25 protein-coding genes, 1 pseudogene and 1 riboswitch are annotated in these 20,658 nt (G+C 41.4%); of the genes and pseudogenes, 15 read left to right on the top strand and 11 right to left on the bottom strand.

Going from position 1 to position 20,658, the window contains the following annotated elements; genetic code table 11:
- Positions 1 to 10: 10 nt before the first annotated feature.
- The 5 genes from JOC74_RS11760 (at position 11) to JOC74_RS11740 (ending at position 3,168) form a co-directional block, all read left to right on the top strand.
- Complete coding sequence (locus JOC74_RS11760) at positions 11 to 223, top strand: AraC family transcriptional regulator (protein WP_211086154.1); 213 nt, start codon at positions 11 to 13, stop codon at positions 221 to 223.
- An 871-nt stretch (positions 224 to 1,094) separates the two neighbouring features.
- Entirely contained in the window at positions 1,095 to 1,235 is a 141-nt protein-coding gene (locus JOC74_RS11755) for a hypothetical protein (RefSeq protein WP_158320314.1), read from the top strand.
- 96 nt (positions 1,236 to 1,331) lie between these two features.
- Positions 1,332 to 1,553, top strand: a complete 222-nt coding sequence (locus JOC74_RS11750) for a hypothetical protein (RefSeq protein WP_225970248.1) — start codon at positions 1,332 to 1,334, stop codon at positions 1,551 to 1,553.
- A 216-nt stretch (positions 1,554 to 1,769) separates the two neighbouring features.
- Positions 1,770 to 2,405 (top strand): TetR/AcrR family transcriptional regulator, encoded by a 636-nt coding sequence (locus tag JOC74_RS11745; protein ID WP_312883809.1) that lies wholly within the window; start codon positions 1,770 to 1,772, stop codon positions 2,403 to 2,405.
- Positions 2,406 to 2,424: 19 nt separating this feature from the next.
- Positions 2,425 to 3,168, top strand: a complete 744-nt coding sequence (locus tag JOC74_RS11740) for an SDR family oxidoreductase (protein WP_053604756.1) — start codon at positions 2,425 to 2,427, stop codon at positions 3,166 to 3,168.
- 70 nt (positions 3,169 to 3,238) lie between these two features.
- Here the strand turns inward: JOC74_RS11740 and JOC74_RS23510 are convergent, their stop codons facing one another.
- From JOC74_RS23510 to JOC74_RS11730, 3 genes are all read right to left on the bottom strand, one after another.
- The gene (locus JOC74_RS23510; protein WP_245212887.1) at positions 3,239 to 3,433 is read right to left on the bottom strand and encodes a hypothetical protein; all 195 of its coding nucleotides are present in this window, start codon (positions 3,431 to 3,433) and stop codon (positions 3,239 to 3,241) included.
- Positions 3,434 to 3,499: 66 nt separating this feature from the next.
- Positions 3,500 to 3,634, bottom strand: a complete 135-nt coding sequence (locus JOC74_RS23930) for an SRPBCC family protein (RefSeq protein ID WP_264080137.1) — start codon at positions 3,632 to 3,634, stop codon at positions 3,500 to 3,502.
- Positions 3,635 to 3,658: 24 nt separating this feature from the next.
- Positions 3,659 to 4,243, bottom strand: coding sequence for a DUF899 family protein (locus JOC74_RS11730; protein ID WP_053604755.1), 585 nt, complete (start codon positions 4,241 to 4,243; stop codon positions 3,659 to 3,661).
- A 153-nt stretch (positions 4,244 to 4,396) separates the two neighbouring features.
- Here JOC74_RS11730 and JOC74_RS11725 point away from each other — a divergent pair, with 153 nt between their 5' ends.
- The 7 genes and pseudogenes from JOC74_RS11725 to JOC74_RS11695 form a co-directional block, all read left to right on the top strand.
- Positions 4,397 to 5,386 (top strand): alpha/beta hydrolase, encoded by a 990-nt coding sequence (locus JOC74_RS11725; RefSeq protein WP_053604754.1) that lies wholly within the window; start codon positions 4,397 to 4,399, stop codon positions 5,384 to 5,386.
- Positions 5,383 to 6,051 carry a response regulator transcription factor gene (locus tag JOC74_RS11720; RefSeq protein WP_053604753.1) on the top strand — a complete coding sequence of 223 codons (669 nt, stop codon included), beginning with the start codon at positions 5,383 to 5,385 and terminating at the stop codon, positions 6,049 to 6,051. The genes JOC74_RS11725 and JOC74_RS11720 overlap by 4 nt, the downstream gene beginning before the upstream one ends.
- A complete protein-coding gene (locus JOC74_RS11715) occupies positions 6,048 to 7,388 on the top strand; it encodes a HAMP domain-containing sensor histidine kinase (protein ID WP_082364100.1) in 1,341 nt (446 codons plus the stop codon). Before JOC74_RS11720 ends, JOC74_RS11715 begins: the two co-directional genes overlap by 4 nt.
- Before the next feature lie 442 nt (positions 7,389 to 7,830).
- Positions 7,831 to 8,742 carry an ABC transporter ATP-binding protein gene (locus JOC74_RS11710; RefSeq protein ID WP_053604750.1) on the top strand — a complete coding sequence of 304 codons (912 nt, stop codon included), beginning with the start codon at positions 7,831 to 7,833 and terminating at the stop codon, positions 8,740 to 8,742.
- Positions 8,739 to 9,455 carry an ABC transporter permease gene (locus JOC74_RS11705; RefSeq protein ID WP_053604749.1) on the top strand — a complete coding sequence of 239 codons (717 nt, stop codon included), beginning with the start codon at positions 8,739 to 8,741 and terminating at the stop codon, positions 9,453 to 9,455. Before JOC74_RS11710 ends, JOC74_RS11705 begins: the two co-directional genes overlap by 4 nt.
- A 3-nt stretch (positions 9,456 to 9,458) precedes the next feature.
- Entirely contained in the window at positions 9,459 to 10,184 is a 726-nt protein-coding gene (locus tag JOC74_RS11700; RefSeq protein ID WP_053604748.1) for an ABC transporter permease, read from the top strand.
- A gap of 39 nt (positions 10,185 to 10,223) precedes the next feature.
- Positions 10,224 to 10,644 (top strand): annotated as a pseudogene (locus JOC74_RS11695) (uroporphyrinogen decarboxylase/cobalamine-independent methonine synthase family protein); the annotation flags it as partial.
- Positions 10,645 to 10,696: 52 nt separating this feature from the next.
- On the opposite strand, the gene JOC74_RS11690 reads toward JOC74_RS11695, so the two are convergent.
- A complete protein-coding gene (locus tag JOC74_RS11690; RefSeq protein ID WP_053604747.1) occupies positions 10,697 to 11,635 on the bottom strand; it encodes a magnesium transporter CorA family protein in 939 nt (312 codons plus the stop codon).
- 334 nt (positions 11,636 to 11,969) lie between these two features.
- Positions 11,970 to 12,767, bottom strand: a complete 798-nt coding sequence (locus JOC74_RS11685; protein ID WP_053604745.1) for a helix-turn-helix domain-containing protein — start codon at positions 12,765 to 12,767, stop codon at positions 11,970 to 11,972.
- Positions 12,768 to 12,860: 93 nt separating this feature from the next.
- On the opposite strand from JOC74_RS11685, the gene JOC74_RS11680 reads away from it, so the two are divergent.
- Entirely contained in the window at positions 12,861 to 13,367 is a 507-nt protein-coding gene (locus JOC74_RS11680) for an SRPBCC family protein (RefSeq protein WP_053604744.1), read from the top strand.
- Positions 13,368 to 13,409: 42 nt separating this feature from the next.
- On the opposite strand, the gene JOC74_RS23925 is transcribed toward JOC74_RS11680, so the two are convergent.
- Positions 13,410 to 13,886, bottom strand: coding sequence for a helix-turn-helix domain-containing protein (locus JOC74_RS23925; protein ID WP_082364098.1), 477 nt, complete (start codon positions 13,884 to 13,886; stop codon positions 13,410 to 13,412).
- Here JOC74_RS23925 and JOC74_RS11670 point away from each other — a divergent pair.
- Together JOC74_RS11670 and mgrA are read left to right on the top strand one after the other, a co-directional pair.
- A complete protein-coding gene (locus JOC74_RS11670) occupies positions 13,836 to 14,081 on the top strand; it encodes an SDR family NAD(P)-dependent oxidoreductase (protein ID WP_082364357.1) in 246 nt (81 codons plus the stop codon). The two genes, JOC74_RS23925 and JOC74_RS11670, sit on opposite strands and share 51 nt — an antisense overlap.
- 145 nt (positions 14,082 to 14,226) lie before the next feature.
- Positions 14,227 to 15,228, top strand: a complete 1,002-nt coding sequence (gene mgrA, locus JOC74_RS11665) for an L-glyceraldehyde 3-phosphate reductase (RefSeq protein ID WP_053604742.1) — start codon at positions 14,227 to 14,229, stop codon at positions 15,226 to 15,228.
- 100 nt (positions 15,229 to 15,328) lie between these two features.
- Here the strand turns inward: mgrA and JOC74_RS11660 are convergent, their stop codons facing one another.
- From JOC74_RS11660 to JOC74_RS11640, 5 genes are all read right to left on the bottom strand, one after another.
- Positions 15,329 to 16,435, bottom strand: coding sequence for an iron-containing alcohol dehydrogenase family protein (locus tag JOC74_RS11660; protein ID WP_211086153.1), 1,107 nt, complete (start codon positions 16,433 to 16,435; stop codon positions 15,329 to 15,331).
- A gap of 68 nt (positions 16,436 to 16,503) precedes the next feature.
- Positions 16,504 to 17,325, bottom strand: coding sequence for a MetQ/NlpA family ABC transporter substrate-binding protein (locus tag JOC74_RS11655; protein WP_053604740.1), 822 nt, complete (start codon positions 17,323 to 17,325; stop codon positions 16,504 to 16,506).
- An 18-nt stretch (positions 17,326 to 17,343) separates the two neighbouring features.
- On the bottom strand, positions 17,344 to 17,943 hold the full coding sequence (locus JOC74_RS11650; protein WP_082364356.1) for a methionine ABC transporter permease: 600 nt from the start codon (positions 17,941 to 17,943) through the stop codon (positions 17,344 to 17,346).
- Between the two features lie 55 nt (positions 17,944 to 17,998).
- Entirely contained in the window at positions 17,999 to 19,009 is a 1,011-nt protein-coding gene (locus JOC74_RS11645; protein WP_053606139.1) for a methionine ABC transporter ATP-binding protein, read from the bottom strand.
- 80 nt (positions 19,010 to 19,089) lie between these two features.
- Positions 19,090 to 19,197: riboswitch (SAM riboswitch) on the bottom strand.
- A gap of 143 nt (positions 19,198 to 19,340) precedes the next feature.
- Positions 19,341 to 20,645: a hemolysin family protein gene (locus tag JOC74_RS11640; RefSeq protein ID WP_053604738.1), complete on the bottom strand. Its 1,305-nt coding sequence runs from the start codon at positions 20,643 to 20,645 to the stop codon at positions 19,341 to 19,343.
- Between the last annotated feature and the right edge of the window lie 13 nt (positions 20,646 to 20,658).

The following is a 20,658-nucleotide window of genomic DNA, read 5'->3' as shown; positions in this document are numbered from 1 at the left end:
AGTAAAAATCATGATTGATTTCGACCAGCAGCAGCGTATACATATCGGAAAGGTAATGAAATATATTGAACAAAACTTGGATCAGAAACTGTCTTTGGAGCAGTTGGCCAAAGTATCGTCCTACTCTCAATTTCATTTTCACAGAATATTTACCGGGCTGATCGGCGAAACCCCTTCAGATTATGTAAAAAGAATACGAATGGAGAAAGCGGGCATTTTCTGATTTACGAGCCCGGGATGACGGTAACGGAGATTGCACTCACCTGCGGTTTTTCTTCTCTTTCTTATTTTACCGCATCGTTTACATTATGTTCCCAGAGGTTCTATGAAAAGATATTCAATGATTACAGCTATAGAGACATTGCTAAGGAACTCCAAGTAAATCCTAAGATTATTAAGGACTATTTCATTTCAGAAGGTTTGATTAAAGGCTGATGAAGAAGTAAACAGGCTATGGCCAAATACAGCTGTAGCCAGTTATTGTGCCTGAAAAAGTTTCCAAACCTGCCCCCAAATTTTTTATCGCTGCTTTCACTTTTCTTATAGTGAAAAAACCGAGGGGCATACTTTAGTTTAAGTAAGCACCCTTTAGCTGACCAACGTAATGAACAAAAACAAAAGTTTACTTATTTGCCTAATTCTTAATCTCTTCTGTTTCTTTCAGCATATTATGTTGGGTACCTATCTGAAAAGGAGCGAAATCATATGGTATTTTTGCCACCACAAGGTCTAACCAGACAGCAACCACAATCGCCTCCCCCGCCATTCATTCCACCTAAGCCTTCTGTATCCTATATAATTGACTGTTTATACCAAAACACTTTTGTTTGGCTAATAAATGGAGAAGGCTTTTGGTTTTACCCAACTCGCGTCGAGTATGATGAAGTTTCTGGATATAGATGGAACGGTGTCTTCTGGACGTTTTATGGTATTGATCCAAGATTTATTGATGCTGTTGCCTGTCCTCCAATCCCTACTCTTTACTAAAAGCAAAAGCTAAAACTGTCACCAAATATTACCGACAAAAGATTTCGTGGCTGCTTGTACAAATAGCGGGGGACGACACTTTATTATCAGGTCTTGGGTTTGGATTGATGATTGGGCTTTTGGCAGCATTCGTTTTTTTGAAAAACACTGTCTTCTGTTTAACGACGACGAAAATTTATGCAATTGCAATGGGTGAACACATGATCTCATTTATGCTGCTCGGCATGCTGCATGCTCTGTGGAGATAAGTTATAGATCAATGCTAGTTATATGCCTACACAAGGTGATTTATCGTGAATAAAATGGGATGGATATTTAACCATATTTTGAAAGGGTGTAACATTGTGTATCCATCTTGCGCTGTACCATACGATCTCAAAAGAGAAACCTTATGCCAAGTTCAACCATGGGTTCATTATGGTTTAAATGAAGCTCAATTCACATCTGTCCCCCATGCTATGACGGAAGTTGCAGCTATCGCCTATCTGATGGGTAAAGGATATGATCCGAGAACAGCACATCGAATAGTCGAATCATGGGAAGTTAATGAAGTATTTTATTTGTAATAGTAATTATTCACCTGTGAAGGGTAGCGCGAGCTGCACCTTCATTTTTTTTGAATTAAAAAACAAATGACAAAAATTAATATTTGTCATTTGTTACTTGGTGTGTTAATCTCAAAATATAAATATAGAACATTGAATTTGCAACTATTGATTATGGAGGTGCTGCTAAGGTCAGAATCCTCTTATATAAAAGAAAAGGAGAGTGCATTGGTTTAGATGATGGATAAGAAAAACAGTATTTTAAGTAAGAAAGATATTTTAGATGCAGCTGAAAAAACATTGCGCCGTTTTGGACCGAATAAAACATCAGTGACAGATGTGGCGAAAGAATTAAATATCAGTCACGGAACAATTTATAGACACTTTCCGAATAAAGCTGCTTTAAAGGAAGCTGTAACAGAAAGGTGGCTGGAGGAGGAAATTATTGCTCCTTTGAAGCGATTCACTCATTCAGAAGAGTCTGCTTCAGCTCATTTGCTGAAAGAATTTATTTTCGCACTTTGCTCACTTAAGAGAAGCCATGCGGAAAATGATGAAGAAATGTTTAAAATGTATGCAGAAGTGACAGTCGAATCTACAGAGATCGTTGAAAACCATGTCAATTGCATTATTGAAATGTTAAGTCTAATTATTGAAAAAGGGATTCATGCAAAAATCATAAAAGATATAAATCATAACAATGCTTTATCTCGTTCTATTTTTTACGCGACGACAAGATTTCATCATCCATCGCATGCATACGAATGGAAAAGCGAAACGATTGATGAAGAACTTGATCTGGTTTGGGCGCTAATAAAAGAGGGTTTTGTCGTTTCAAAAGCGGAACATAAGAAGCAGGCCGAAAATAAATAAAGCGAAAGAAGGAAGAGATATGACTACAAAATTAAACGGAAAAGTTGCGATCGTGACAGGGGCTTCGAGAGGAATAGGGAATGCGATAGCTGAACAATTAGCAGATTTAGGGGCAAAAGTAGTCATTAATTATTCCAGCAGTCCTGAAAATGCTGACGAAGCGGTAAAGCTGATTCAAGAGAAAGGCGGCGAAGCGATCGCTTTACAAGCGGATATTAGCCAACTGAGCGATCTCGAAAATTTATTCACCGAAACGATCAATGCTTTCGGAAAAATAGATATTCTTGTGAATAATGCCGGTTTAATGGTGAATAACCCTCTCTTGGAAGTAACTGAAGAAGAATTTGATAAGCATTTTGCGATCAATGCAAAAGGGACCTTCTTCGCGTGCCAATTAGGAATGAAGCATATGGAAAATGGAGGGCGGATTGTGAATATATCCACTTCTGTTAATGGACAAATGTTTCCGGCTTACAGTGTATATGCAGGAACAAAAGGAGCTGTTGAACAATTTACAAGACAGCTTGCCAAAGAATTTGGCCCTAAACGGATTACGATTAATGCTGTTGCACCGGGTCCGGTGAACACAGAGCTTTTTACTGAAGGCAAAACGGAGCAGCAAATAGAAGGCATCAAGAAGATGAATGCTTTTCAGCGAATCGGCGAGCCAGAAGATATTGCAAATGTGATTGAATTCTTAGTCAGCTCACAATCTCAATGGATCACTGGTCAAACGATTCGGGTAAATGGCGGGTTTATTTAATCGGGTTGCGGGTTGTTTTGTCGTAAAATGAATCATTGAAAAAGGACCCATTTGCGGTCCTTTTTCTCTATTAAACTTTAGGTATTTCATTTCCTTCTAATAGCGCTTTCAAATTTTCTAAAGATGGATCGAAACCTTTTATATTCATTGTAACTCTTGTTCCGTTTCTCTCCTCTTCTAATACGATTGATATAAGTGTTTGTTGTGAGTCCAAGGAAAAGGAAAATTCCTGATATAAATGAACTTTTTGAATGGTTAAGGTCATAGGAAGTTTTTCAGTTAGATGATTATGAGCGCTGGGCATTAACGTAAAAGTGATTTTCCCCCCAATCTATAGGCTGGGAATATCCCAAGGCGAGCCTGGTGCATACCATTGTAAAAGCTGGGCTTCATCAGTAATAGCATTCCAAACGGTTTCTTTCTTCGCGTCAATCCAAACAGTGCTTTTACCTTCTGCAGTTCCCATCCTTCATACCTCCGCTCATTCATTTCAATATGCTTTTTTTGGATGCCAGTCCTCGCTTCCGGATGGGAGCAAATCGAATAAAGGCCAGACGATGCAATAGTCGTCCCCTGGACCAAAGGGTGCTTTAGCATGGCGGGAGATTTGTCCGTTGTGATTCTTTACAAAGACTGAAACTCCTGGATAGAATGATCCGTCCTCTGATTGAAACCCCATGTCTTTTGTAAAGGTTGAATCCTTTGTGGAGACCATTTTAAAGGTCCAGCCCCTTTCTTTTGCAAATTGAGATTGAGTCTCGTAATCGTTTGGCGAGGCAACGACAAAGGAAGCCTTGTTGTTCAGATGAGGTAAAACACCGTTAAACCCATCTGCCCACATCGTGCAATAAGAGCAGGATTTTCCCATGTTATGAATAAGAATAAGCTCGTCTTTTTCTTGAAATAAGCTTAAAAGAGATACATCTTTTCCGTTTTCGTCTTTGAAAATATAATTCTCGACTTCCAGATTCGGGAGGCTTGTTCGTAAATTGGCTAAATCTTTTTTCTTTTTCATAAGCTCTTGTTCCAACGAATCGATTTCTTTTTCTAAAGAAGCGGCAGAATCCATATGCATTCTTTCTATTCTCCTTTACATACCTTATTTTAAAAGTCTGATAATTCTATCATATCAAAGTTCTACACAAAAAATTTATTTTGATTTGCTTTTTTTGATAGAATTTTACTGTGAGAATTTGTTAGAAAATAAGCAAAGGGGAAGAGGGATATTATGATTCATCAAACGATCCAGCTGTGGGAGGAAAATGAATATGAGAAAGAAAGCCGCGCGGGGTTTATTCCGACGTTAACCGCCTATGTGCAGGAGGGCGATTCTTTACGCGGGGCAGTTGTGATTGTACCGGGCGGGGGCTATGGTTTTATTAGTCCGGCTGAGGGAGAGCTGGTCGCAGAAAAGTTTCTCCAGGCAGGCTATCATGCTTTCATACTTACATATACGGTAAATGCGCTCGGTGATCAAAAGCCGGTTAAATTACAGGCATTGCGGGATTTGGCAAAGGCTGTGATTACGATTCGAGAAAATGCCGATCATTGGTCAATTGATAAAGACAGACTGGCCGTTTGCGGTTTTTCGGCAGGCGGACATCTTGCGGCGAGCCTGGCGGTTCATTGGCAGCAGCCGTTTTTGCAGGAATTAAAAAGGGAAGGAGAGGTGTCTCACATACCGAATGCAGTCATATTATCGTACCCGGTCATAACAACAGGTGAACGGAGACATAGCGGATCTGTTGTAAATTTATTAGGTGATAAGCCAACGGAAGAGATGTTGGAGTTTATGTCACTGGAGAATCATATCAGCGACAGCACTCCACCTGTCTTTCTTTGGCATACGGCAGATGACGCCAGAGTTGCTGTAGAAAACAGCCTGTTATTCGCAACAAACTTAAGTGCCCGGCAAAGACCGTTTGAACTGCATATCTACCCGCAAGGCAGGCACGGAATATCCACTGCTGATGAACAATGGGCGAATCGAAAGCATGACAGCACATCACCTTTGCTCGCGCCGTTGAAGCATGCGGTATTAGAAAAATTAAAAAATGGAGTACACAACGATCGTGAATTGGGAGAAGTAACGTCATGGGAAGACTTTTATCATAAAAAAGAGAATCAGATGGGAAAGCCCGTTCCGGACACTCATGTTGCAACCTGGATGGGACTTTGTTTGGAATGGCTTGATCGAACGTTAAAGGAGAAAAAATGAATCATATTTTATACATTGAAGATGAAGAAGAGATTGGCAAGTGGGTAACTCGAGAGTTGGAAAAACAAGAATACAAGATTACGTGGCTTAAAGAAGGGAAAGACATTTCGGTTTATTTGCCGGAGGCTGATCTCGTCATTTTAGATATTATGCTTCCCGGGCTGGACGGTTTTTCGCTGGGCCGCCGCATAAAAAAGGAAAAACATGAGGTGCCCGTCTTAATGTTAACCGCCCGTACGGCGATTGAGGATAAAGTAGAAGGACTTACCTTTGCCGATGACTATCTAACCAAACCGTTTCATCCGGAGGAGCTGGCGGCCCGCATTAAATCATTGCTCAGGCGCTTCGATCGAGGGCAGGAAAAGATGATCCTGCATCATTTGGAAATCGTTCTGCCTGATGGCACGATTACAAATCGTGAAACGGGAGAAGACATCATTTTATCAGGGAAGCAATATCAAATTTTTCAGTTTTTCTTAAAGCACCAAAATCAAATTCTGACAAAAGAGCAAATCTATGAATCAGTTTGGGGAGAGCCTTACATTGAAGGGGATAAAACGCCGATGGTTCATATCCGCTATCTTCGCGAAAAAATTGAAAAGGATCCTTCGTCACCAAAAATTGTTGAAACGATCCGCGGGGTCGGCTACAGGGTCAAATCATGAAGTGGAGACATTCGATCCTTACACGTTATTTACTCGTGGTATTTTTTGCTTTAATCTTGCTTCCAATGGGGATCCCGATTGTATCCATTCTTGTTTACACACCATATGATATGCAGCATAACAGCCAGCCATACAGCGAAGAGAAAATCGAAAGGGATTGGCACGATGAAGTAAGTACCTGGTTGGAACTATTTCCTGCAGAACGTCAAGATCGTATGAAGCAGTGGAAGGAAAGGTATCCGGAGGCTTCCTTCTTCATTGTAAATAAAAATGGACGTACCTCAGAGAAGCTGCCTGAGAATTTGGACGTGCAGCAAGAATGGACGTCAGGAACGACGGCTGAATTTATTAAAAAGCGATATGGGAATGATCCATATACAGTCATCGCCTTTATCGGAAATGACCAGAAAAATGGGCTTGCTGTAATTCAAATTCCAAGATCTGTTCTGCATCCGCCGATTCAAATCAATCCGCTTTTCATCGGGCTGGGGCTGCTTTTATTGCTTTTGATTTTCATTGCTGCGTCTCTTTGGTTTATTATCCGTCTCCGAAATCGAATCCGGCATCTGCAGCAAACGATGGATCATTCTGAAAATGGAGCGCTTCCCAGTCAGGTGAAAATCGGGAAGATGGATGAGATCGGCCAGCTGCAAAACGCATTCAACAAAATGGTCGTTGAACTAGAAAAGAGCCGGAAAAGGGAACAGGAAGAGGAATCCCTGCGCCGCCAGCTCATTTCGAATCTTTCTCATGATCTCAGGACACCGTTAACGACCCTTCAGGCACATACCTATTCATTATCAAGAGAACGGTTAAGCGATACTGGCCGGGAGTCCGTACAGATTCTCGATCAGAAAATAACCCTTTTGGACCGGTTGATTGATAATTTGCTCTCTTATACTTTATTAACAGCAGGGAAGTATCATATGGATATTCAGGAGCTGGACATCAATCGATTCTTGCGTTCGCAGGTGGCATCATGGTATCCGGTTTTCGAGAATGAAGGAATTGAAGTTGACGTTGATTTACATCCTTTAATTCATCCCAAATGGCACGTGGATATTCATTGGATGGAGCGGATTGTCGACAACTTATTTCAAAACGTTGTACGTCACGCCAAGCAGGGCGGCTATATTCGCATTCATACCTTGCAAAGGGATTCGGCAGATGGGTTGATTATCGAGGATCGCGGACCCGGGTTTGCGGGAATTTCTAAAGAAGCAGGAGCTGGGATCGGTTTAACGATTGTTTCTAAGATGATCAAAGATATGAATATGGACTGGAAGATTGCTTCATCGGAAACCGGAGCAAAAATATGTATCTATTATCCTCATTAATTGAACACCGGGGCCTTATCCAAGGCTTCGTTTTTTTATGTTGAAAACCGCACGACGCACGTGGGCCGAAAAACCCGGGATAAGCGGATGTGCTGCCATAGAATCACATGTCACTGCCACAGAATGGACGAAGAGTGACCTGTTTTTTTCGGGCACGATCGTGAAGTGGCAGGTATGAGGGGGATGTATTTTTTAGCAAGTGGGCCAAAAAAAATTGAAACTGGTCGTAATAAATGGCGAAGTGGTCACAAAAAATTAAAAACCGGTCGCAATCATTTTCGAAGAGGTCACAATAACCTGGGATAATCGGATGCGCTGCTATTGAATCAGCATACCCTTGCCGTAGAATGAACGAAACTAGACGTTTTTTTAAACAAAACTTAAACACCCCTGGTCTCCTCTTTAACTTCGGGCATCTACAATAAATGTCGAGGTGATCGTAATGGAAATGATTGTACAAACAAAAAATCTAACAAAACGCTTTGGCCAGGAGCTGGCTGTAAAAGGGATCGATTTATCCGTAAAAAAAGGAGAGATCTATGGTTTTCTTGGAGCGAATGGCGCCGGTAAAACAACAACGATTCGAATGCTGCTCGGGCTCTTGAATCCGACTCATGGATCGGTTGAAGTGTTTGGCCAGGATATTCAAAAAAACAAACTGACAATCCTAGGCAAGGTAGGTTCATTAGTGGAGTCGCCATCCTACTATGGGCACTTAACAGCAGAAGAAAATCTGGAAACGCTCAGAAAAGTCCTGAATCAACCGAAACGGCGCATTCAGGAAGTTTTGGCGATCGTAGGACTGAGCAATACAGGCAAGAAAAAAGTAAAGGGCTTTTCGCTAGGCATGAAACAGCGGTTAGGTCTTGCTGCAGCTCTGCTTCGGGAACCGGAGCTGTTAATTTTAGATGAACCGACAAACGGATTAGACCCTCAAGGGATTATTGAAATTAGAGAACTGATCAAGCGCTTGCCGAAAGAGCAAAATATGACAGTCATTATCTCCAGCCATTTGCTGTCGGAAATCGACCAAATGGCAACATCGGTAGGCGTCATTTCGAAAGGCGAGCTTATTTTTCAGGATTCGATCGCTGTCCTGCGAAAACAAGCCGGACAAATGGTTCAGCTTAGAGTTAGTGATCCGAAAAATGCGGCGAACATCCTGCTCTCTCACGGAATTGAAGCCAGTGTGCAACAAGGGGTGCTCCGTTTGCCTGAATCACCGGATGAAAAAATTGCGAAGATCGTTAAGCTTCTCTCGAAACATGACGTATCAATTTATCGGGTCGAGGAGGAAAAACGGTCACTTGAAGACATCTTCTTGAATATGACCAAAGAGGAGAAAAGTGCATGATTGGATCGCTTATAAAAATAGAATTGTTAAAAGTCAAAAGAAAGGGATTATGGTTTCTTGTCTTTCTCGGTGCTTTCGGGGTCATTTCTCTTCAAGCAGTGAACTACGGCGTGCGGTACGATTATTTAATTACCCAGTATGACAATCAATGGGCAGGCGTCTTTCAAAATGTGAATATGTTTTTGCCCTCAGCTGTACTGCTTGGATCATGCATTGTCGCTTCCATGATGGCGGGTATTGAACACCAGACCAATGCCTGGAAACAAATTTTTGCATTGCCGGTTAAGAAAAGAGACGTATACTTTGCCAAATATTTTGTTCTTTTTATGATGATCCTGACCGCCAGTTTTCTCGTTTGGATAGGGACGGCATTGCTCGGGTTGGCTCTTGGCTTCGGTCCGGATGTGCCATGGGTGGCGGCAGCTAAAAATAGTTTTTTTCCTATGCTTGCTGCCATGCCGATTTTAGCGCTCCAGCTATGGCTGTCCATGACGTTTGACAATCAGGGAATCAGCCTGACCGTAGGGATTTTAGGAATGATCGTTGCCATGTTCGGTGGAGGCAATCTAGTGGCTGATTGGGTCATATGGACGTGGGCGAATGCCTATCCGTGGGAAGCAGAATCTCTTCAGTTTGTATGGCTTGGAATAGCGCTGGGAATAGCACTCTACGCAGGCGGTGCGCTCGATTTTTCAAGAAGGGAGCGGAAATAAACGATGATTTTTTTTAAAAGCTTGCAGCTGGAATGGTATAAGGTAAGAAAATCGAAAATACTATTGCTCATTTGGCTGGGGCCGATGATTGCTCTCATGGTGGGATTATCAGGATCGAATGAGATGGGGACAAGTCCATGGCATGAGGCATTAATGTATATTAGTATGGTGTACGGTCTTCTCTTCCTTCCGTTGTTTATCGGTATTCTTGCGGGAAGCATATGCAGGTACGAGCACCAGAATAATAGCTGGAAGCAGATGCTGACACTCCCCGTAACAAGATCAACCGTCTTTTGGTCAAAATACGTGCTCATTTTATTGATCGTTTCTTTTCTTCAGCTCATGGTGTTCGTTGTTTTTAGGATAGCCGGGACTATGGCGGGATACGGAGAACCCTTTCCGATTGGAACGATAGCCAAAAGCATGATTGGCAGCCTTATCGCTGTCTTTCCTATTGCCGCTCTATTGCTGTGGGTAGGGATTGCCTGGACGAGCTTTGCTGCTCCCTTTGCATTAAATGTGATTTTTACATTGCCGTCTATAATGGTTGCCAATTCAGAAACATATGGTCCAATCTATCCGTGGACACAGCCGTTTTTAATGATGATGCCGGTTAACGAAGGGGAAGTGTTTTACGTGCCGCTGGCCAAACTTTCTCTGGTGATCGGAGGGAGCTTGATTGTCTTTTTGGCAGGCGGGCTGATGTATATGAAGAAAAAAGCGATTTAGTGCCAACGTATGAGTGATAATCACTTGATATTGTGAAATGATCGTCCTGAGGATTTAACAGTCGATGCACATTTGCCGCGGAAACTTCCAATCGACTTGGACAGCCGAGGGCGGGTATGATGCAGCTGCCGAAACGATTTTCGATGGGTTAAACGTGGACGGGCTTTTCCTTGAATTTGATGACGAGCGTTCAGGTGGTTTTGAACCTCTCCGTTATGTAAAACGACCTGATTTGCAGATCGTTCTCGGTCTTGTCACGTCAAAATTCGGAGAACTGGAAAACCCTGATGACATCAAACGCAGAATCGAAAAAGCAGCCAAATATGTTGACTTAAGCCAGCTTTCGCTCAGCCCACAATGCGGCTTTGCTTCAACAGAGGAAGGGAATTTACTGACGGAAGAACAACAATGGGAGAAACTGAAACACGTGGTTCACATTGCGAATGATGTATGGAAGTAAGCGTAAAAAAAGCCGATGTTCTCGTACAGAGAAGCATCGGCTTTGCAAGTTTTTAGAAAAATCTCTTTTTCCAAAAGATAATTGCTGTACCGCTTGATAAAATGACGGCAAATAATATCGTTAACCAAAAAGCATGCGGATTTTTTTGAAAAGGCAAATCAACGTTCATGCCGTAGAAGCTGGCGACCATAGTAGGAAGCGATAAAACGATGGTAATGGAAGTCAGAAACTTCATCACGATATTCAAATTGTTAGAGATAACTGAAGCGAAAGCATCCATCATTCCGCTTAAAATACTGCTGTACGTATCGGCCATTTCAATGGCTTGTGTATTTTCGATAATTACATCGTCTAATAAATCCTTGTCTTCATCGTACATCTTTAAATGATTTAATCTCATTAATTTTTCTAAAACGATTTTGTTCGCCTTCAATGATGTAGTGAAATATACCAAGCTTTTCTCAAGAGCAAGAAAGGCGTATAATTCTTTATTTTTCATTGATTGATGCAATTCGTTTTCAATTTCATTTGTTTTTTTATTGATTTGCTTTAAATATCTTAAATAATAGGTAGAGATCACATAAAGAATCTGCAACGCAAATCTTGTTCGTTTATAGGTATAAAAGTCACGGATTTTTTGATTGCTAAAGTCGTTGAGAATAGGGGTATCCTTTAAAGACACAGTAATGAAACAATTTTTTGCTATTGCCATACCGATAGGAATTGTTTCATAAATGGGAAAACCTGCATCATCGTGGGTAATGTATGGAAAATCAACGATAATTAAGATATTATCGTCTTCTTTTTCAATTCGGGATCTTTCTTCATCATCAAGTGCATCTTTAATAAAATCTGTTGGAATATCTAAATTATTGCAAATATAATTGATTTCATCTGTATTCGGGTTGATCATATTAATCCAGCAACCCTTGGTAATTTCATTTGTTTTTTGAAGTTTTCCTGATTCGTTGCTCAAATAAATGTCTAACATGATTTAGCCTCCTCTTCTTCGTGAGGAGTCAAAAATGTTCCAGCCACACAAAAGAGTTGATGTTTTTCTTCGTAATCAATCTTCTGAGTATTGGTACATTTATGACTTCCTCAATATTCGAGCTGGGTTCGGGTTCGCTGCAACTTCGACTACTCAAAAAAATCAACTCCTTTTCATAAAATATGGGGAAACACCTTTATTATCATACTCTTACAGTGTGTTGTTGTAAACTCGATTTTTATCTTTATTTTGAAATAAGTTATTTAAGCAGTTAAAAACCACAGGGTTTCCTCTGTGGTTTCATTTCTTGCTGCTTATTAAAATACAGATTAAGTTAAATCTTACCGTACTCTTTCGGAGACTTGCCGATAACCCTCTTGAAATCTTTGATAAAGTGGGATTGATCGTAATACCCAAGTTCCAAAGCTAGCTGCGACCAATTCGGTCTTTTCCCTTTTTCGGCAAGTTCGGCTGCCTCATGGAGACGGGCTCGTTTGATGACCCATTTCGGACTTACGCCGACAAACTGATTGAACATCCGTTGCAGCGTTCTTTTGTTTATCTTAAACATGTGAGCTAATTGTTCAACTTTCGTTATCTCCCGATTTGCAGCTATATGTTCTGCGATTTGAGTCGTTAGTTCAGCATTTTTATTTTTCTCTGGAAGATGTTCGCGAAAGAAATTTTCGACAAGCTGAATCCTCATGTCTTCATCTTCAAGTGTAAACAATTCATCCTCTACTTTCTTAACATTCGTTCCGAACACTTCTTCAATGGGGATGCTGCGATTCGTTAGCTGAGAAACCGGGGAATTGATAAAAGAGTGAAAAGCGCCGGGCTTGAACTTGATCCCAAACACCTGTCCTTCATCCTTTAGAAGATGTGACGACGTTTCCTTTGAGATTCCATATATTCTCGAATTTCCTTTCTCAAACACCATGTTCACACAAGGATGAGAAAGAATCTTTTGGCGATAAGGAGCCTGTCCTCTTAAGTCCCACTTGACTGTCCAATAGCGCTGAATAAAAAAATGAAGATCCTCTGAGGGAGTGTGCCGCAAAAGTGTGTACTTCAGATCGCCTGTTTTCTTATTTAATATTCCTTTGTTTGGATGCGCTTGATTTGTCTCCACAGCTTCCACCCCTGGACAAATTTTTAACCATGTCGCATTTTTACAATCATCCGTAATTTCTTAATGGTATTATTTTCTATAGTAACAACAAGAATGAATGGTGGCAATAAGGATAATGGTGCCTATTTTGCTGAAGGAGTGATAATTGTGAAGGATCTTAAATTTGTGTTTTATATCGGGGCTCGTCCCGAAGAATTGTGGAATGCATTGATCTCGCCTGAGGGGACGAAAAAAACGTTTGCTGGTACAGTGATCCGATCCACCTTTAAAGTGGGAGACTCACTGGAATATGTTGGGCCGGGCAATGACGGAGAAGAAACGGTTCATGTATATGGCAAACTGTTGGCATTTGAACCGAATAAAGTGTTCAGCTTCACTGAGCATCCCGGACCAAGCTATCGTTCAAACCATGCTGAGCTTGAATCGAGAGTGACAATTACCCTTGAACAAGTGGGACAATGCACAAAATTAACCTTAGTTGATGACCAGTGGACAGAGGGCCATCCTTCTTATGAGAGCACAGAGCAGCATTGGCCGATGATTCTAAGCAATATCAAAACATACGCCGAGACCGGGAAGGTTTTGGAGTTAGGGTTTTAAAGTTAGAGATAGCGTCTTTAGATGCTATCTTTTTTTGTCTGATTAATACTGAACAACCGAACTGCTTTGTTGTTTTTGTTCGAGTCGATAGTCAGACGGGGAGAGGCCGACGGATTTACGAAAAAGCGTAGAGAAATGCGAAGAGCTTTTAAATCCGACTTCGTAGGCGATCGCCGTAATGCTTAGGCTCGTATGCATAATTAACTCTTTTGTTGCTTCCATCCGTTTAGTTGTTAGAAATTGAGCAGGTGGCATCTTCATTTCTTCTTTAAAAATCCGTTGTAAATAAAACGGGCTTGCGTAGACACGTTTCGCTATGTCTTCAAGTGACAGCTCGCAGGAATAGTTATTTATTAAAAAGTCAGTAGTTTTTTTAATTATTTGTTCTCTTGGATTGAGGTTTGAAAACAGATCCGGGCGACATCTTTTACATAAAGTGACCCTGACTTTGAATTTTATCAAGCAAAAATTCTTGCGTACAATTCGTCTAAAGCAGCAGTTAATCAGCTTACTGTCCATTTTGCATATGAGTTAAAGGATACACCTATTAAAATAAACTCTGCTTGTCCAGGTTTTACGGCGACAGATTTAAATCAATTTCAAGGCACTCGCACGGTTGAACAGGCAGCCACAATTGTCGTTCACCTTGCAACTCTCCCGGAAGATGGACCTAATGGTGGTTTCTTCGATGAAAACGGAGTAGTTCCGTGGTAACTTTATTCATTTTACAATGAGTGTGGATTACCTTAGTCCTTGCCAAAAAAAGTGACGCTTTATTTCAGTATAGTCGCCTTCTCTATCAAAAATCATTTATACTAGATTATGATAGCGATTTCACATAAGGAAGGCGGAATAAAAGATGAGTTATCAGGCTTCTGGTCGTCGTTATGAAACGATGATTTATAACAGATGTGGCAATAGCGGATTGATGCTGCCTGCTCTATCGTTGGGTTTGTGGCATAATTTTGGCGGGAAGGACTCCTTCGAAAACAGCAGAAGCATGGTCAGATATGCATTTGACGCAGGGATCACACATTTTGATTTAGCTAATAATTATGGACCGCCTCCTGGTTCTGCCGAAGAAACCTTTGGAGAAATATTAAAAAAAGATTTGCTGCCGTACCGGGACGAACTCGTTATTTCATCTAAAGCAGGCTATGAGATGTGGCCGGGGCCTTACGGAAATAATGGATCAAGAAAATATTTAATAGCCAGCCTTGATCAGAGCTTAAAACGAATGGGACTCGAATACGTCGATATATTTTATCATCACCGGCCAGATCCAGAAACTCCGTTAGAAGAGTCCATGCAGGCGCTGGATCATATTGTGCGGCAGGGTAAAGCATTATATGTGGGAATCTCTTCTTACAGCCCTGAGGAAACGAGAGCAGCTGCAAAGATCTTGAAAGAGCTTGGAACACCTTGCTTAATCCATCAGCCGATTTATTCAATGCTGAAAAGGGATGTAGAAAAAGGGCTGCTTGACGTTTTAGATGAAGAAAAAATAGGCGCGATCGCTTTTTCTCCGTTGGCACAAGGTCTTTTAACTGACAGATACTTAAATGGAATTCCCGATGATTCCAGGATTTCCAAAGGAAGCGGCTTTTTAACATTGTCCGCTATTAATGATGGAATATTGACAATGCTGATAAATTTAAATGCAATTGCAGAAAAAAGAGGTCAAACCCTTGCCCAAATGGCACTGTCCTGGGTGCTAAGAAGGAAAGAAATGACCTCGGTCATAATTGGAGCAAGCAGAATATCCCAAATCGAAGAGAATCTCAAAAGCTTGGAGAATCTGACTTTTCTAGAAGAGGAAGAAAGTGAGATTGAACAGATCCTTTCTAGGAATGGGTATTAATAGGGTTAATCAACGTTTGTTTAAGGGACTTTCGAATTGAAGATCGCCGAATACCGGAAAATTCAAAAGACTGCAGATCGCGCTGCAGTCTACCATTCTATTAATAATTGCGAATAATCGTCTCCGCCACGTATTCCTCCAATGACATAATCGCTTCAATCACGCTTTCAGCGGTGATTTTCTGATCCATCAAATGAATCGATTCCGCGGGGGTGGCAGCAGCTTCCGCCACAATTGCGATCTTCTCTCGCTCCTCCACATTCAATCGTAAGTCAGAAAGAGAGTAAGGCAGGTTTAACTCCTGGTAAAGGGTGATCAACTTCGAAACGTCTTCCCACTTTTTTTCGAGGACAAGTTGAACAAGAATTCCATAGGAGACTTTTTCACCATGTAATAGATGGTGAGTTTCTTCTATTTGTGTTAACCCGTTATGAATGGAGTGTGCGCCTGCAATTCGTCCAAAGTTGTCTCCGAATCCTCCTACCATTCCGCCTGCAATGATGATCGTTTCAACCACTTTAATAAAGGCGGAAGAGAGTACACTCTTGTTTTGATCTTCAACCGCTTGGCTGCTGAGGTCAAACAGTACTTGCTCGCACGTTTTCGCAGAATAATAGGCAATGTCAACTGCAAGCGGACGTTCATTCAGGCCGCGGATGAGCACGTCTGCTTCATACCATTTGGCCAGCGTATCGCCGATTCCTGCTATAAAATATTCGACTGGCGATTCAAGGATGATCTGTGGTTCAACCAGGACAATATTGGCACTCTCCGTATGATACCGGTAATAAATGAACTGTCCTGCGTCTGTATAGTACACACTTAACGGAGTCCACGCGGCACAGGACGATGCAAGAGTAGGGACTAAAATAACGGGAGCCTTTGTTTCGGTACCGACGGCTTTTGTTAAGTCTAAGATTTTTCCGCCGCCAATGCCGATAACGGCTTCATACTCTTCTTTTTGGATGATTTCCCGCAGGCGGCTGATTTCAGATAAGGAGCATTCTCCCCGGTATTTCTCATAGTGGACGCGAACCGATTCAAAAGAAGGGAGAAAGGGTTTTGCGGCATGAAGAGATTTTTCCCCGTGAATAATCAGGCATTTCGTAACCGTTCTTTCCGTTAACATATCTTCAAGCTCTTTAAGAATTCCTTCTTTGCATTCATAGGTTTGGGGAGCTCCCCTGACAATCAACTGATCGGACATTCATCTCATCCTTTCTAGCAGAAAAAGCAATACCGGGACCGGTACTGCTTTTCTATTTGTTTTTTTGCTTAGCGCTTTTCCATCCACTCTGGTTTGCCAAAACCTTTGAATTCTTCATCAATCACTTTTTCAAATTCTTCTGATTCGACAGCAGCTTTAAGATCTTTCGCAAACTGGCTGTCAACATCCTTCGTATTGACAACTACACGGTTTCTGTAATCATCCGGCATGCTTTCCAATTTTAATGCATCTTGCAGATTCATCTTAGCAGCTAAGGCATAGTTCCCAGGAACAGCAGCCAAATCAGCACTGTCAACTTGGCGTGGAAGGCCTGCAGCCTCAACAGGTACAAATTTAAGGTTTTTCTTATTTTCTACTACATCTTTTTCAGATACAGTTAGCGGATTTGTTTTCGGATCAAGCTTAATAAATCCTGCATCCTGAAGGACCAAAAGTGTTCTTGCCAGGTTCGGCGGATCATTCGGGATGGCGATGGAGCTTCCATCCTTTACTTCATCCAATGACTTGTATGTGTTTGAATAAAGACCCATTGGGGCAGTTGGAACAATAACAACTTCAGATAGCTCTAAATTGTTTTCTTTTGCAAAGCTTTCCATGAAAATTTTGTGTTGAAAAAGGTTTGCATCGATGGATCCGTTGCCGAGCTGTTTGTTTGGCTGAACATAATCTGTAAACTCAGTTACTTTTACTTTGTAGCCTTCTTTTTCTAAAATTGGTTTAATTGCTTTCGTTACCATATCACTGTATGGGCCGGCTGTAGCGCCGATGTTAATTTCCTTGTCACTATCAGCGTTCCCGTTATCTTGTCCGCAAGCCGCAAGCAGCCCGATTGATAGTAATAATGTAACAATGAATAAAAGCTTTTTCATGTTGTTTTTTCCTCCTGATTAACGCTTGTCAATTTTTTTAGAAGTGAAATCACCCAAAAATTGTACGAATTGTACTAAACATATAAGGATGATGACGGTTGTGAACATAACTGTATTGTCATAGCGGTAATATCCATAGCGGATCGCTAAATCTCCGACTCCGCCGCCTCCAATAATTCCCGCCATAGCGGAGAAGGCAATTAAGTTAATTAATGTAATGGTAACGCCTTGAATTAAGCCGGGACGTGCTTCTGACAAGAGAACATCCTTAATAATCATCCACGGGGTTGCTCCTGCTGCAATCGAAGCCTCAATCATGCCTTTGTCGATTTCACGAAAGGTTGTCTCAACGATTCGAGCGAAAAACGGAATCGCAGCAACCGACAGAGATACAGAGGCAGCAGTAGGCCCCGTTGTATTTCCAACTAACAGATCGGTAAAAGGGAGCAAGAGCACCAGCAAAATGATGTAAGGAATCGACCGGGTCATATTGATGATAAAACCAATGATTGATTTAATGGGACGATTCTCTAAAAACAATCCTTTATCTGTTACAAATAAAATGATACCTAACGGAAGACCGAGCAAAATAGCGACTATAAGTGCGATCACAACCATATAAAGGGTTTGGAAAAAAGCGGTGTTTAGTTCAGGCAATAGTTGAATCAAAGAATCAAGCACCCGAAATCACCTCCAAGCTCTGTGTTTTTTCTGAGATGTACCGGGTGGCATTTTCTACGTCTGCCACGTCGCCTACCAGCTCCATAATAAAGATGCCAAGCGGTTTTTCTTTAATGTACTCAATTTTTCCATGCAGAAAATTCCCTTTTACACTGAAGCGTTGAAATACATCGGAGAGAATGGCTTCTTCCGCAATCGAGCCTTTGAATTGAATTTTCACAATTTTCCCTTTACTATGTTCCAGAATCTGAGAAGGAAGCTCGAATTGCATCACCGTGTCGATGAAATCCCGGGTTAACGGTTGTGATGGATTGGAGAATAAGTCATAAACCGGACCTTCTTCTACTACTTTCCCATCCTGCATAACTGCCATACGATCACAAATTTCTTTTACGACTTCCATTTCATGAGTGATGATCACAATTGTAATGCCAAGCTCCTGATTGATCCTTTTTAACAGGTTCAAAATGGATTTTGTTGTGCTTGGATCAAGAGCTGATGTGGCCTCATCACATAGAAGCACGGATGGATCATTGGCAAGTGCTCTCGCAATGCCTACCCGCTGCTTTTGTCCGCCGCTGAGTTGCGCGGGATATGCGTCATGCTTTTCCGCCAGCCCGACCATTTCTAATAATTCATTTACCCTTTTCTTTATCTTGGCTTTCGGATAATTGGCCGCACGCAAGGCAAAGGACACATTTTCAAACACTGTCTTGGCATTCAGTAAGTAAAAGTGCTGAAAAATCATACCGATTTTCAAGCGAGCCAGACGTAATTTACTTGGAGAAAGCTTCGTTAAATCAACCTCATCTATGATAATCTGACCGGATGTTGGTCTTTCCAGCAAATTCATGCATCTGATCAAGGAGCTTTTTCCTGCTCCGCTGTATCCGACGATTCCGAAAATTTCTCCGGTTTTGATTGATAGGTTTACATGATCAACGCCTGTAACTTTCTTCTTTTTTGTCTCATACACCTTTACAAGGTCTTTGACTTCTATCATACTTTTGTCACCTCTTGTTGCATTTGTAGGCATTAAAAAAGCCTCTTTCCAAAACTGAAAGAGGCATCGTGTTTATTGATGGCTTATCTTTCAGAATCATTACATTCTGCAGGAAGTAGCACCTTTCCATTTGCATGGCGGTTGCCGGACTTCATTGGGCCTGATCCCTCAGTCACTCTGGATAAGTTATCATATTATAAAATTGTGGATGAATACTTATAAATAATACCATGCAAAATAAGAAAGTCAATAATTGATCTTAAATAATTTCAAAAATTCAGATAGAAATTCTTGGTATTAAAAAAGGAACCTGTAATAAACAGGTTCTTACTTAAGCGGCGGTCCGAAGCTCGAGAGCCACTTGTTTGATTTGATGATTATCCATCTCAATTACGACCCAACGATGCTCTCCATGGTCAATAAAATCGCTCTCCGCTATTTCATTGTTTTGAACTTGTATCCAACCGCCTATCGTATCCACTTCTTCACTTTCTTCGAATGTCAAACCGAATTGCTTCTCAAGATCTGAAAGCAGAACGCGACCGTTAATATGATAAATGCTGTCACTCTGTTGTTGAATATCCGGAACTTCATCATCATCGAATTCATCACGAATTTCGCCAACGATTTCCTCCAAAATATCCTCCATTGTGATGACTCCTGCTGTACCTCCGTACTCATCAATAACGACAGCGATATGAACTCTATCCTGTTTCATTTTCAGCAATACGTCTTGCAGCGGAGTTACCTCATGGATCATCGGCATCTCATGGACAAAATCAACCAGTTTACGTTCCCGGCCAGCAGCATAGCTCGTGAGCATTTCCTTCACGTTTACAAATCCAATGATATGATCCTTATCGCCATCCGCTGTCACAGGATAACGAGTATACTGGTGTTCATCCACAAATGCAATCACCTCGTCGCGGCTCATGGCCTGCGTAAGTGTAACCACTTGCATGCGGGGCACCATGATGTCCTTCGCCACGCGCTCATCAAAATCAAAAATGTTTTGCATATAGGATAGCTCCGTCTGATTGATTTCTCCGCTTTGATAGCTTTGCGACATGATGATTTTTAGCTCTTCCTCAGAGTGTGCTTGTTCATGAGTGGCAGGTTGAACACCGAAAATACGAAGCATCACACGAGCAGAACCGTTCAATGTCCAAATCAAAGGAGCCATAATCTTTCCGAACCAATAAAGCGGACGGGCGAACACCATAGTCATTTCTTCTGCATATTGAATTGCCAGTGTCTTAGGCGCAAGCTCACCTATGACGACATGTAGAAATGTAACAAGGGCGAAAGCAATGGCGATAGAAATAACCGTGGAGACCGCATCCGGTATACCAAATTGGTGAAATAAAGGATGCAGAATCTTTTCAACTGTCGGTTCCCCTAACCATCCAAGCCCAAGCGCAGTCACTGTAATCCCAAGCTGACACGCGGATAAATAATAATCCAAGTCATTGACCAATTTTTTGACAATCACCGCTTTTTTGTTGCCTTCAGAAATGAGCTGGTCAATTCGAGACATCCGAACTTTTATTACTGCAAACTCTGATCCAACAAAAAAAGCCGTCAGCACGATAAGAAAGGCGACTAGCGCCAAATTTATTACTAATATACTGTCCAATTAATTCCCTCTT

The organism is Bacillus capparidis, from assembly GCF_017832095.1.
In the GTDB taxonomy this organism is placed as follows: domain Bacteria; phylum Bacillota; class Bacilli; order Bacillales; family Bacillaceae; genus Bacillus; species Bacillus gobiensis.
The sequence above is the reverse complement of the archived record's forward strand: the minus strand, read 5'-3'. Positions and strand labels throughout refer to the sequence as shown.